Annotated in this window: 9 protein-coding genes; all 9 read left to right on the plus strand. The window is 37.8% G+C overall.

What is annotated here, in order from left to right:
* The first annotated feature begins 6 nt into the window (after nt 1-6).
* The 9 genes from ZA07_RS08485 to ZA07_RS08525 are packed head-to-tail and all read left to right on the plus strand — an operon-like array spanning nt 7 to nt 13,245.
* The gene (locus ZA07_RS08485; RefSeq protein ID WP_053971271.1) at nt 7-1,971 is read left to right on the plus strand and encodes a glycoside hydrolase family 127 protein; all 1,965 of its coding nucleotides are present in this window, start codon (nt 7-9) and stop codon (nt 1,969-1,971) included.
* A gap of 30 nt (nt 1,972-2,001) precedes the next feature.
* Entirely contained in the window at nt 2,002-3,342 is a 1,341-nt protein-coding gene (locus tag ZA07_RS08490) for an MFS transporter (protein WP_053971272.1), read from the plus strand.
* Nucleotide 3,343: 1 nt separating this feature from the next.
* On the plus strand, nt 3,344-4,345 hold the full coding sequence (locus ZA07_RS08495) for a family 43 glycosylhydrolase (RefSeq protein WP_053971273.1): 1,002 nt from the start codon (nt 3,344-3,346) through the stop codon (nt 4,343-4,345).
* Nucleotide 4,346: 1 nt separating this feature from the next.
* On the plus strand, nt 4,347-6,374 hold the full coding sequence (locus tag ZA07_RS08500) for an alpha-L-arabinofuranosidase C-terminal domain-containing protein (protein ID WP_082316550.1): 2,028 nt from the start codon (nt 4,347-4,349) through the stop codon (nt 6,372-6,374).
* A 56-nt stretch (nt 6,375-6,430) separates the two neighbouring features.
* Nucleotides 6,431-8,122, plus strand: a complete 1,692-nt coding sequence (locus ZA07_RS08505) for a ribulokinase (protein ID WP_053971274.1) — start codon at nt 6,431-6,433, stop codon at nt 8,120-8,122.
* Nucleotides 8,106-8,807: an L-ribulose-5-phosphate 4-epimerase gene (locus ZA07_RS08510; RefSeq protein ID WP_053971275.1), complete on the plus strand. Its 702-nt coding sequence runs from the start codon at nt 8,106-8,108 to the stop codon at nt 8,805-8,807. The genes ZA07_RS08505 and ZA07_RS08510 overlap by 17 nt, the downstream gene beginning before the upstream one ends.
* An 18-nt stretch (nt 8,808-8,825) precedes the next feature.
* The gene (gene araA / locus ZA07_RS08515) at nt 8,826-10,322 is read left to right on the plus strand and encodes an L-arabinose isomerase (RefSeq protein ID WP_053971276.1); all 1,497 of its coding nucleotides are present in this window, start codon (nt 8,826-8,828) and stop codon (nt 10,320-10,322) included.
* Between the two features lie 24 nt (nt 10,323-10,346).
* Nucleotides 10,347-11,519: an aldose epimerase family protein gene (locus ZA07_RS08520; RefSeq protein ID WP_053971277.1), complete on the plus strand. Its 1,173-nt coding sequence runs from the start codon at nt 10,347-10,349 to the stop codon at nt 11,517-11,519.
* Nucleotides 11,520-11,541: 22 nt separating this feature from the next.
* Nucleotides 11,542-13,245 (plus strand): sodium:solute symporter, encoded by a 1,704-nt coding sequence (locus ZA07_RS08525; RefSeq protein ID WP_053971278.1) that lies wholly within the window; start codon nt 11,542-11,544, stop codon nt 13,243-13,245.
* Nucleotides 13,246-13,261 lie beyond the last annotated feature (16 nt).

Genomic DNA, 13,261 nt, shown 5'->3' on the forward strand with positions numbered 1-13,261 from the left:
ACAAAGATGGAATTTTCAAAACATATAATAATATTAGTGACTTTTGTGCTTCTTTTTAATTGTAAAACAGATAAAAGGGAAGTTTCAGAAATTCAAAAAGTTAAAACGGGTTATCAAATAGAACCTGTCGATATTCAGCATGTCAAGGTAACCGATGAGTTTTGGTTACCCATTATTAAACGGGTTCAAGAAAAGACCATAGACTATGCCATTGCAAAATGTGAAGAAGAAGGGCGGTTTGATAATTTTTTGATAGCAGGAGGTCAAATGAAAGGTGAAGTGAGAGGAGAAATGCCGTTTGATGATACAGACGTCTATAAAATTATTGAAGGAGCATCCAACTCTTTAATTAGTGCACCAAATAAGGAATTGGAAACCTTGGTAGATTCCTTAGTGTCTATTATTAAAGTAGGTCAAGAAAAGGATGGGTACTTAACCACATGGCGAACCATTGACCCTGCAAAACCTCCTGCAACTTGGGTTCAAACTCCTAAAGGGGAACGTTGGGATGGGTTATTTATGAGTCATGAGTTATACAATGCCGGTCATTTGTATGAAGCAGCTGCAGTTCATTACCGAGCAACAGGGAAAAGAAACTTTTTGGATATAGCAATAAAAAATGCTGATTTAATGGTGAAAAGCTTCGGTGATGAGGAAGGAAAAATAAAGGCTGTTCCGGGACATCAAATTATAGAATCTGGCTTGATAAAGTTATATAAGATTACTGGAAATGAAGATTACATCAATTTAGCTAAATACTTTTTGGATAATCGTGGAAACCCTGAAAATCATGAATTATTTGGGCCTTATTCTCAAGATAGCATTCCAGTAATCCAACAGGAAGAAGTTGTTGGTCATTCGGTAAGAGCCGTTTATATGTATGCAGCCATGACAGATATTGCTGCTATCCAGAATGATAGTTTATATGAAGCAGCAGTAAACAAATTATGGGACAATATGGTGTCCAAAAAAATATATATCACTGGAGGTATTGGAGCAAAACATGAAGGCGAACAGTTTGGGGCTAATTATGAACTACCTAACCTAACAGCTTATAATGAAACTTGCGCAGCCATAGGCGATGTGTATTGGAATCACAGAATGCACAATTTGTATGGTGACGTTAAATATTTTGATGTTATCGAAAGAACGTTATACAACGGTTTAATTTCCGGTTTGTCATTAGACGGCACCAACTTTTTCTATCCAAATGCCTTGGAGTCTGATGGAGTTTACAAATCCAATCGTGGTTCATGTACGCGTCAAGCTTGGTTTGATTGTTCGTGTTGTCCTACTAACGTGATTCGTTTTGTGCCCTCCATTCCTGGTTTGATTTATTCGAAAGGGAATAATTCTGTTTACGTGAATTTATATGCATCCAATGAAGCCGAAATAGATTTAGACGGAAAGGCTGTTAAAGTTACCCAAAACACATCCTATCCATGGAATGGAACGGTAAACATGACTGTTGAAGCAGACTCTGAAGTAACAGTAAAATTCCGTGTGCCTGGTTGGAGTAGAAATGAAGTGTTGCCAAGTGATTTATATTCTTATGCAAATTCTTATGAATCACAACCTACTTTATCCATCAATGGAGAAAAGGTAGAAACATCTATTCAGGATGGTTATTTAGAAGTTACAAGAAACTGGAGTGCAGATGATGCCATTGAAATCCATTTCCCAATGGAAGTTCGTGCCGTAAAAGCAAATGAAAACGTGGAAGAAGATAGAGGTAAATTATCTTTGGAATATGGCCCGTTAGTGTATGCGGTAGAAGAAGTGGATAACCCAAATTTCGATACTATTTCAGTATCAGCAAATGACCAATTTTCAGTTCAAAAAGAAGATATCTTAGAAGGTGTCAATACCATTTCAAATGATCAATTGAAAGCAATCCCTTATTATGCCTGGTCAAATCGTGGGGTAAACAAAATGAAGGTTTGGTTGCCGGAAACAAAAAACAATAACTAATTCATTTCAACCTAGAGTTGAAGACTATATATGAAATCAGATAATCAAAAATTAAGCATCCTTGAAAAAATAGGATATGGTTCAGGCGATGCAGCAGTAAACGTTGTAATTTCTTCAATGTTCTTAATCATCACCTTCTTTTATACCGATGTGTATGGCTTGAAACCAAAGGACATGGCGGTATTATTCCTTTTGGTTAGATTGATAGACGCCATTACAGACCCGTTAATGGGATTGATTACTGATAAGTTTACAACTAAATGGGGAAGGTATAGGCACTATTTTCTTTATCTATCAGTCCCGTTTGGTATTTCAGTGTTTTTAACCTTTACAACACCAGGTTTTGATTATACAGGAAAGCTCATTTATGCTTACATCACCTATATTTTTGTGACCATCATGTTCACATCTGTGACGATTCCCTATATCTCATTAATTAGTGTTTTGACTAGTGACCCACAAGAAAAATTATCGGCTAATGGATACCGATTATTTTTTGCAAAGATTGCCGCCTTTTTAGTGTCAATTGTAGTGCCAATTTTAGCAGAAAAACTAGGGAAAAATGACTTAGCTAGAGGGTATCAACTAGCAATGGGAATTATGGCCCTCATGGGAACACTGTTATTCCTTTTTAGCTTCTTTACAACAAGAGAACGTGTAGAACATAAAGTAGATGACAAACCGCTATTGGAGCAATTTAAATTATTGATTAAAAACGGACAATGGACACTGCTGTTTGGGGTTTGTTTCACAGGGACTGTGGGTTATGTAATTCGTGGTTCGGTAGCTATTTTTTATGCTAAATATTTTCTGGGTGGTGATGCCAGTGTGCAATCAACTTTTATGGGAACAGGGGTTGCAGCAGCCATTTTGGCGATGCCGGTATCCACTTTGATTACCAAGAATTATTGTAAAGTCAAGATGTTTAAGTATACCCAATTGGCAGTGGGTGTTATTAGTGTGATTATGTTTTTTATGATTAAACCAGGTGATATGATGTTGGCCTACATTTTATATTTCATCTTATCATTTGTAGTCGATTTACATGCACCTGTTTTCTGGTCTGCCATTGCAGAAGCCGTGGATTATGGACATGCAGAAACGGGTAAACGGGTATCTGGATTGTCTTTTGGAGGCATTTCATTCGCTCAGAAATTCGGAATGGGAATCGCTGGAGCAGCCGTTGGATATTTGTTGGATTTCTTTGGATACATTCCTGATACAGTACAAAGCGAAACAGCATTGGTTGGTATTGCCCTGATGTTAACGATTATTCCGGGAGTCTTCCATGTGATAATGGGATTATTGATGTTCCGATACAAAATCACCGATTCATATTACGAAACGATCAAAGCAAAATTGAATATTTAAAATGGATACAAGCCGATCAAATAAACCTATTGTATTGCAACGCGCCGACCCGTTTATTTATAAACATACGGATGGTTATTACTATTTCACAGGTTCAGTGCCTACCTATGACGTTATTGAACTTAGACGTGCTAAAACCATAAATGAATTACAAGATGCTGAAACATTTAATGTATGGAAAAAGCATGATAGCGGACCTATGAGCCGCCATATTTGGGCACCAGAAATCCATTATTTAGACGGAAAATGGTTTGTGTATTTTGCGGCTAGTGAAGAGGAAGATATTTGGAAACTAAGACCATATGTATTGGAGTGTTCAGGCCAAGATCCTTTAAATGATGAATGGATTGAGCTGGGACAAATGCAACCCGCCGATGGAGATAACAAAACATTTATCGATTTTTCTCTTGATGGTACCGTTTTCGACCACAATGGAAAGCGCTATTTCTGTTGGGCTGAGAAAACAGGGGGGCAATTTGCAGCTTCTAATTTGTATTTGGCTGAAATGGAATCACCCATAAAATTAAAAACCACCCAGTTTATGCTCACCACTCCAGATTACGATTGGGAGCGCATCGATTTTTGGGTCAATGAAGGACCTGCAGTCATTAAAAACAACGGTAAAATTTACATCACTTTTTCTGCAAGTGCGACTGGAGCATGTTATTGTATGGGACTTATGGAGGCTGATGAAGATGCCGACTTATTAGATAGAAATTCTTGGAAGAAATCCAGATATCCTGTTTTGCAGACTGATGAAGATAAAGGGATTTATGGGCCTGGGCACAACTCTTTTACAGTTGATGAGAATGGAAAACCATTAAGCGTTTATCACGCTCGAGATTATGAAAAGGCAGTTGGTGATCCAGAATTTGTCCCAAAAACAGATAAGCGGCCTTTAAAAGAAATAATAGCAGATCCATTATATGATCCAAACCGTCACGCCCGAGTGATGGAAGTAAAATTTGATGAAAACGGCAGACCCAATTTCGAATATTATTAAAATGAAACATTCATTTTTTAAATACACGTTTTTAATTGCCATAACTCTTGGAATTTGTTTGAGTTGCAAGGAGCAGGAAGCAACTCCAGGAAAAGGTTCTGGGTCTACAGAGGTGGCTCATTTGCAGGTGGACTTAAGTGATACTGGGATAAAAGTCCAACCAACCATGTATGGTATTTTCTTTGAAGACATCAACTTTGCCGCAGATGGAGGGTTATATGCTGAAATGATTAAAAATCGCTCGTTTGAATTTTTGTTACCAAAAATTGGATGGAGTGAACCAAATAGCAATAAACACAGTCATAATAATGAATCGGGGATCTTAAATCCTATTCAATATACCGGTGAAAATTCCAACCATCGCTATGCTCGTGTTGAGGTGAAAGGACCGAACTACGAATTAATTAATGAAGGATTCCGTGGTATGGGTGTCAAAAAAGATGGGAAATATAACTTGACACTTGATGCCAAAAAAGTAAGCGGTGATATCAAAAAAATACAAGTTCAATTAATAGATACACTTCAAAATGTTTTAGGTGAAGCATTTATTATTCCCGATGGTGAAACTTGGAAAAACTACAAGGCTCAATTAACCGCCTCAAAAACTGAAGGAAAAGCGCAGCTTAAATTGACATTTGAGGGTGCAGGAGTTATTGATTTGGATATGATTTCCATGTTTCCAGAAGATACATGGAAAGGAAGAGAAAGAGGGTTGAGAAAAGACTTAGTGCAATTATTAGCTGATTTAAATCTGGGGTTTTTGAGATTTCCTGGAGGCTGTATCGTTGAAGGTAGAACTTTGGAAAGACGCTACCAATGGAAGAAAACGGTTGGAGGTATAGAAGATCGTGAGGTATTGGTAAACCGTTGGAATACCGAATTTATGCACAAATTCACTCCAGATTATTATCAAAGTTTTGGATTGGGCTTTTTTGAATATTTCCAGCTTTCTGAAGATTTAGGTGCAGAACCTTTGCCTATTTTAAGTTGCGGGATTGCGTGCCAATTTAATACAGGTGAACTTGTTCCTATGGAAGAATTGGATCCCTATGTTCAAGATGCTTTGGATATGATAGAATTTGCCAACGGAAGTGTTTCTACAGAATGGGGAAAACTGCGGGCAGAAATGGGACATCCTGAACCATTCAACTTAAAATACATAGGAATAGGTAATGAACAATGGGGAGAAGTTTACATAGAACGATATAAAGTCTTTCATAAAGCGATTAAAGAAGTCTATCCAGAGATTGTGATTGTGTCTGGTAGTGGTCCATTTCCTGATGGAGATTATTTCGAGTACGGTTGGGAACAGCTTAAGGCCATGAATGCTGAAATTGTTGATGAACACTATTACCGATCACCCGAGTGGTTTTTAGAAAATGCAGACAGATATGATGGCTATGACCGCAAGGGACCAAAAGTTTTTGCAGGTGAATATGCAGCGCATCCAAAAGATGTGGAAGATGGCCCCAAGGAAAACAATTGGGAAGGCGCACTTGCTGAAGCTGCTTTTATGACTGGTTTGGAACGTAATGCAGATGTGGTAACAATGACATCTTACGCCCCTTTAATGGCTCATATTGACGCATTTCAATGGGCGCCAGATATGATTTGGTTTAATAACTTGGAGTCTTATGGTACACCCAATTATTATGTTCAAAAGCTTTTCGCTAATAACCCTGGTACCGATGTGGTCCATATTACAAAAAATGGGGAAGTGCTCGCAGGTGAGGGTGATTTGTATGCGTCAGCCGTAAAAGATAGCAACGCTGGAGAGTTGATTATAAAGATCATTAATACTTCCAAATGGAGTCAGAAGATTCAAATTGGAATACAAAATGGAGCTATTCATGATACAGCCGAACATGTTGTTTTAAAAAGCGAGGAATTATCAGATTCAAACACATTTGAAACTCCAGAAAAAATTAGCCCAAAATCAATTGAAATCAATGTAAATGATGAGCAAATTGAGTTAGAATTACAGTCTAACTCAGTAAATATGTTAAAAGTAAAAATTAAAAGTGTATAAAATACACTTAAATTAATCTAAAACGTATCTTTGTTAAGCAAACTAAAGTAGTAAAGATGAAAACATATGTTATAGGGTTAGATTACGGTTCAGATTCTGTTCGTGCCGTTTTAATTGATACCCAAAATGGTGCAGAATTGGCTTCAGAGGTTTTTTGGTATCCTAGATGGAAGCAAAATAAATATTGCAATCCAGGAATTAATCAGTTCCGTCAACATCCCCTGGATCATATTGAGGGATTGGAGCATACTATTACTTCTGTAATGAACCAAAGTGGTGTTAATCCCGAAGCTGTTAAAGGGATATGTATTGATACCACAGGATCATCTCCTATGCCTTTGACTGTTGATGGGACTCCATTGGCTTTAGTAGAAGGATTTGAAGAAAACCCAAACGCCATGATGGTGCTTTGGAAAGATCATACATCAGTAAAAGAGGCCAATGAAATTAATGAATTGGCTCGCTCTTGGGGAGGTGAAGATTACACTAGGTTTGAAGGAGGTATTTATTCTTCAGAATGGTTCTGGGCCAAGATTTTGCATATAGCAAGAGAAGATAAACAAGTGAAAGAACAGGCTCATACTTGGATGGAACATTGTGATTTCATAACCTACCTGTTAGCTGATAATAAGGATTTAAAATCTTTTAAAAGAAGTCGATGTGCGGCAGGACATAAAGCCATGTGGCATGAGAGCTGGGGCGGTCTGCCTGCCAAGGAATTTTTATCCCAGTTAGATCCTTATTTGGCAAATTTAAAGGACAACTTATACGAACACACGTTCACATCAGATGATATAGCAGGTCATTTAAACGAAGAATGGGCGGAAAAATTGGGACTTACAACCAAAACGATCATTGCCGTTGGAACTTTTGATGCGCATTCAGGAGCTGTTGGAGCTAAAGTAGATCACAATGCGTTGGTTCGCGTTATGGGAACTTCAACCTGTGATATAATGGTATCGCCCAACGAGGTAATAGGAGATAATTGTGTAAAAGGAATTTGCGGACAAGTAGATGGTTCTGTGATTCCCGGGATGATTGGTTTGGAAGCAGGACAATCAGCATTTGGAGATGTATTGGCTTGGTTTAAGGATGTCCTTTCCTGGCCCATAGATAATTTGGTTATGACCTCAAATGTTTTGACCGATGATCAAAAGAAATCCCTAAATGACGAAATAGAAGCTAAGTTTATTAGAACCTTAGCAGAACAGGCAGAGCGTATTCCTATTTCTGAGGCTATTCCAATTGCCTTGGATTGGGTTAACGGAAGACGAACTCCAGACGCTAATCAAGAGTTGAAGAGTGCCATTTCTGGAATATCCTTAGGGACCAAAGCACCTCACATTTTCAAAGCTTTAGTAAACTCTATTTGTTTTGGATCTAAAATGATTGTTGATCGTTTTGAAAGTGAAGGTGTGAATATTGATTCCGTCATCGGCATTGGTGGTGTAGCTAGAAAATCCCCGTTCATTATGCAGACCTTGGCAAATGTCTTGAACATGCCTATTAAAGTTGCCGAGTCTGATCAAGCACCTGCTTTAGGAGCTGCTATCTACGCAGCAGTTGCGGCAGGCATATATGAAGATGTTATTGAAGCAAGCAAGGTGATGGGAAGTGATTTTGAAGCTGAATATTTTCCACAGTCAGAACAAGTGAAAATTTACGCCAATTATATGGAGTCCTACAAGACCTTGGCGGCATTTATTGAAAGTACTTTAAATCAAAAGAAATATGAGCACCAAGTATAAATCATTAAAAGAAGAATGTTATGAAGCCAATATGCAACTCAATGCTCTTGACTTGGTTGTGTATACCTTCGGAAATGTAAGTGCTGTAGATCGTCAAAATGGTGTATTTGCCATTAAACCTAGTGGCGTTCCTTATGAGGTTTTAAAACCAGAAGACATAGTCATTCTGGATTATGATAACAATATAGTAGAAGGCAGTATGAGACCTTCTTCTGATACCAAAACGCATTCGTTTTTATACAAAAACTGGGATGATATTGGAGGTATCGCCCATACTCATGCCAAGTATTCCGTTTCTTGGGCACAAGCACAAAGGGATGTTCCAATTTTTGGGACTACTCATGCCGACCACTTAACAGCTGATATACCTTGTGCGCCACCTATGAGTGATGATTTGATTGCGGGTAATTATGAACACAATACAGGCATTCAAATCATTGATTGTTTCAAAGAAAAAAATCTGTCTCACCAAGAGGTCGAAATGGTGCTTATTGGAAACCATGGACCTTTTACCTGGGGTAAAAACGCTGATAAAGCTGTATATAATAGCAAAGTATTAGAGGTAGTAGCTGAAATGGCCTATTTGACATTACAAATTAATCCTGAAGCACCTCGATTAAAAGATTCATTAATTAAAAAACACTATGAGCGTAAACATGGTAAAAATGCCTATTACGGTCAATAAATATTAAAACTTAATCTCATGATAGATATATCAACAAAGGAAGTTTGGTTTATAACAGGAAGCCAACACCTATACGGACCAGAAACTTTAGAGCAAGTAGCGCAAAATTCAACAACCATAGCAAAGGCTCTTAACGATTCTTCATTGATTCCAGTCAATGTGGTTTTTAAACCAACGGTCAAATCAACTGAGGAAATATATGAAACACTAACAGCAGCTAATCAAGCTGAAAACTGTATTGGGATTATCACATGGATGCATACGTTTTCACCAGCAAAAATGTGGATAAGAGGCTTAACTGCGCTTCAAAAACCGATGCTTCACTTACATACCCAATTCAACAGAGATATTCCTTGGGGAACTATTGATATGGATTTTATGAATTTAAATCAAGCGGCCCATGGAGATCGTGAGTTTGGATTTATGGTAAGTCGCCTTAGAAAGAACAGAAAGGTTGTTGTTGGACACTGGAAAGAAGATTCTGTACAAAAGCAAATTGGAGATTGGACACGTGTAGCAGCTGGTTGGGATGATTGGCAAGGAGCAAAATTTGCACGTTTTGGTGATAATATGAGATTTGTTGCGGTGACAGATGGAGATAAAGTAGAAGCTGAAACAAAATTTGGTTTTTCTGTAAACACCTATGCTGTGGGTGATTTGGTTGAATTTATCAATGCAGTTACTGATGAGCAAATAGATACTTTGGTAAAAGAATATGAATCGTCTTATCATATGGCTGATAGCCTTTTGGAGGGTGGAGCCAATAGGAGCTCTTTAGTCGAGGCTGCAAGAATAGAGCTTGGATTGGAAAAATTCTTGGTTGATGGAGGCTTTAAAGGGTTTACAGATACTTTTGAAGATTTACATGGAATGAGACAATTACCGGGAATTGCCGTACAAAGGTTGATGGAAAAAGGGTATGGTTTTGCTGGAGAAGGCGATTGGAAAACAGCAGCATTGGTAAGAGCTATGAAAGTGATGGGTTCTGGTTTGGAAGGTGGAAATGCCTTTATGGAAGATTATACCTATCACCTAGATCCAAAAGCTCCAAGGATTTTAGGTTCACATATGTTGGAAGTAGATCCAGTTTTGGCAGCAGATAAACCTAGTTGTGAAGTACATCCTTTGGGAATTGGAGGTAAAGAAGACCCTGTACGTCTTGTATTCAATGGAAGGGAAGGTGACTCTTTGGTGGCGGCTTTAATGGATTTTGGCAACAGATTTAGATTGTTGGTTAATAAAACAGTGGGAGAAAAAGTTAAAGAAGCTTTGCCTAAATTGCCCGTAGCAAGAATCATGTGGAAACCACTTCCTGATTTTGAAACAGCTTGTATGGCTTGGATTTTAGGAGGAGGTGCTCATCATACGTGTTATAGTGAGAATGTGAGTGTGGAACAACTTGAAGATTTCGCTGAAATGGCTGGAATAGAATCTTTGGTTATTGATGAAGATACGACCATCAGAAATTTTAAAAACACCATTCATTCTAATGAGGCCTATTTTAGGTTCCAATAGGATTAACTTTAAAAATCCATCTATATGAATATCTTAAAACGTTCCATACATTGTATATTGGTTGCATTGATTTTTATCAATGTGTCTTGTAAAGACAATAAAACGGAACAAAAAACAGAAAATGAAATGGAAGTGGAGAATAAATCTACAATAACAAAAACGACATTCGGGCAAATGCCTGATTCAACAACTGTTGATCAATATACTTTAAAGAATAGCAATGGAGTTGAGATGAATGTCATTACTTATGGCGGAAGAATCACCTCATTTAAAGTTCCAAATAAACAAGGAGCGTTTGAGAATGTCATTTTAGGATTTGACAATTTAGAAGATTATCTAGGGGATAATCCATTTTTTGGGGCCTTGATAGGACGCTATGGGAATCGAATTGCCAATGCCAAATTCACTTTGGATGGTTCAGAATATACTTTGGCAACCAATGATGGTCCTAATTCCCTTCACGGAGGTGTTAATGGTTTTGATAGGGTAGTTTGGAATGCTGAGCCCATTGAAGGAGGGGATGCTGCCGTTTTAAAACTAACTTATACTAGCAAAGATGGAGAAGAAGGTTTTCCTGGAACTTTAGAAGTGACCGTTGTTTATACCTTAACCAATGATGATGCCCTAGAGGTATCTTATGAGGCTACAACTGATAAAACAACAGTGGTAAATTTAACGCAACACAGTTACTTTAATTTATCGGGAGATTTTTCTAAAACAATTTTAGATCATGAGGTGGTATTGAATTCAGATGCTTATTTACCGGTTGATGCTACTTTGATTCCAACTGGAGAAATTAGAAAAGTGGAAGGGACACCGTTTGATTTCAGACAATCAAAATTAATTGGTAAAGAAATTAATGCTGAAAATGAGCAATTGGATCTTGGGAAAGGTTATGACCATTGTTGGGTCTTGAATGGAGAAGGCATGCGATTGGTTGCCTCTGCCTATGAGGCCAATAGTGGAAGGTTTATGGAAGTATATACCGATGAACCTGGAATTCAATTTTACACAGGTAACTTTTTGGATGGAACATTGCCTATGCCAAATGGCGGGACCTATGGACACAGAACAGGATTTTGTTTAGAAACCCAACATTATCCAGATTCTCCAAACCAATCAGAATTTCCAACAACTGTTTTAAAACCAGGAGAAACGTATCAGTCTAAAACCACTTTTAAATTTTCAACTAAATAACTCATTATAACTAACTAAACTTATGCAAGCATTAGAATTATATGATTGGCTAGTGATTGGAATATTTGCCGTTGTACTCATAGGAATTATAGTCTATGTGGTAAAGCAAAAACAATCCAATTCGGCCGACTATTTTCTAGGTGGTAAGGACGCCACTTGGATAGCAATAGGGTCCTCCATTTTTGCATCAAATATTGGTTCAGAACATTTAATTGGTTTGGCAGGTGCCGGAGCCTCAAGTGGAATGGCCATGGCACATTGGGAAATCCAAGGTTGGATGATTTTGATTTTAGGATGGGTTTTTGTCCCATTTTACACCCGAAGTATGGTGTATACCATGCCCGAGTTTTTAGAAAGAAGATACAATAAAGAATCTAGGACCATACTTTCAGTAATTTCCCTGATTAGTTATGTGTTGACCAAAGTAGCAGTTACGGTTTATGCTGGAGGTTTGGTCTTTCAACAGGTTTTTGGAATTGAAACCTTGTGGGGAATCGATTTCTTTTGGATAGCAGCTATTGGATTGGTTGTTATTACAGCTTTGTATACTATTTTTGGTGGGATGAAATCGGTACTTTATACCTCGGTTTTACAAACCCCAATTCTTCTTTTAGGATCTTTAATAATCGTGGTTTTAGGACTACGTGAATTAGGTGGCTGGGACAAAATGATGGAAATTACAAGTGCCGTAACCGTAAATGATTATGGCAATTCCATGACAGATTTGATTAGAAGTAACAAAGATCCAAATTTCCCTTGGTTGGGAGCTTTAATAGGTTCTTCTATTATCGGATTTTGGTATTGGTGTACCGATCAGTATATTGTTCAGAGAGTACTTTCTGGTAAAAATTTAAAGGAATCCAGACGGGGAACTATTTTTGGAGCTTATTTGAAGTTGTTGCCTGTATTTTTGTTTTTGATTCCAGGGATGATTGCCTTTGCAATCCATCAACAAAGTGTTGGTGCAGGAGGAGAGGGATTCTTACCTTTTCTAGAAAATGGAAATCCAAATGCCGATGCTGCGTTCCCAACTATGGTTGCTAAATTGTTGCCTGCTGGTGTTAAGGGATTGGTTGTTTGCGGTATTCTTGCGGCTTTAATGAGTTCTTTGGCTTCGTTGTTTAATTCATCAGCGATGTTATTTACAATAGACTTTTATAAAAAAATAAGACCTAATACTCCTGAGAAAAAGTTAGTGACCATTGGTCAAATAGCCACTTTGGTGATTGTGATTTTAGGAATCCTATGGATTCCAATTATGAGAAGTGTGGGTGATGTCCTTTATACCTATTTACAGGATGTACAATCTGTTTTGGCGCCGGGTATAGCTGCAGCCTTCTTATTGGGAATCACATGGAAGAGAACCACAGCACAAGGAGGTATGTGGGGCTTGATTAGTGGTTTGGTTATTGGATTAACCCGTTTGGGAGCCAAGGTATATTATACTAATAATTTGGACGCCGCTGATTCGGTATTTAAATACCTGTTCTTTGACTTGAATTGGCTGTTCTTCTGTGGATGGATGTTCTTGTTCTGTATTTTAATAGTAGTTGGAGTTAGTATGATGACTAAAGCACCAAGTCCTGAGAAGATTAAAGGATTGGTTTTTGGTACATCTACTCCAGAAGAAAGAGCCGAAGTACGAGCAAGCTGGAACCATTGGGATGTGATTCATACCGTAATTATCCTATTGTTCACAGGTGCTTTCTATTATTACTTCTGGTAATCTAATGGTTAGATAG

Source organism: Mangrovimonas sp. ST2L15 (assembly GCF_001280515.1).
In the GTDB taxonomy this organism is placed as follows: Bacteria; Bacteroidota; Bacteroidia; order Flavobacteriales; family Flavobacteriaceae; genus Mangrovimonas; species Mangrovimonas futianensis.

Coding starts and splice junctions, on each gene's coding strand:
- ZA07_RS08485 (WP_053971271.1), top strand. CDS start 7: ATGGAATTTTCAAAACATATAATAATATTAGTGACTTTTGTGCTTCTT.
- ZA07_RS08490 (WP_053971272.1), top strand. CDS start 2,002: ATGAAATCAGATAATCAAAAATTAAGCATCCTTGAAAAAATAGGATAT.
- ZA07_RS08495 (WP_053971273.1), top strand. CDS start 3,344: ATGGATACAAGCCGATCAAATAAACCTATTGTATTGCAACGCGCCGAC.
- ZA07_RS08500 (WP_082316550.1), top strand. CDS start 4,347: ATGAAACATTCATTTTTTAAATACACGTTTTTAATTGCCATAACTCTT.
- ZA07_RS08505 (WP_053971274.1), top strand. CDS start 6,431: ATGAAAACATATGTTATAGGGTTAGATTACGGTTCAGATTCTGTTCGT.
- ZA07_RS08510 (WP_053971275.1), top strand. CDS start 8,106: ATGAGCACCAAGTATAAATCATTAAAAGAAGAATGTTATGAAGCCAAT.
- araA (WP_053971276.1), top strand. CDS start 8,826: ATGATAGATATATCAACAAAGGAAGTTTGGTTTATAACAGGAAGCCAA.
- ZA07_RS08520 (WP_053971277.1), top strand. CDS start 10,347: ATGAATATCTTAAAACGTTCCATACATTGTATATTGGTTGCATTGATT.
- ZA07_RS08525 (WP_053971278.1), top strand. CDS start 11,542: ATGCAAGCATTAGAATTATATGATTGGCTAGTGATTGGAATATTTGCC.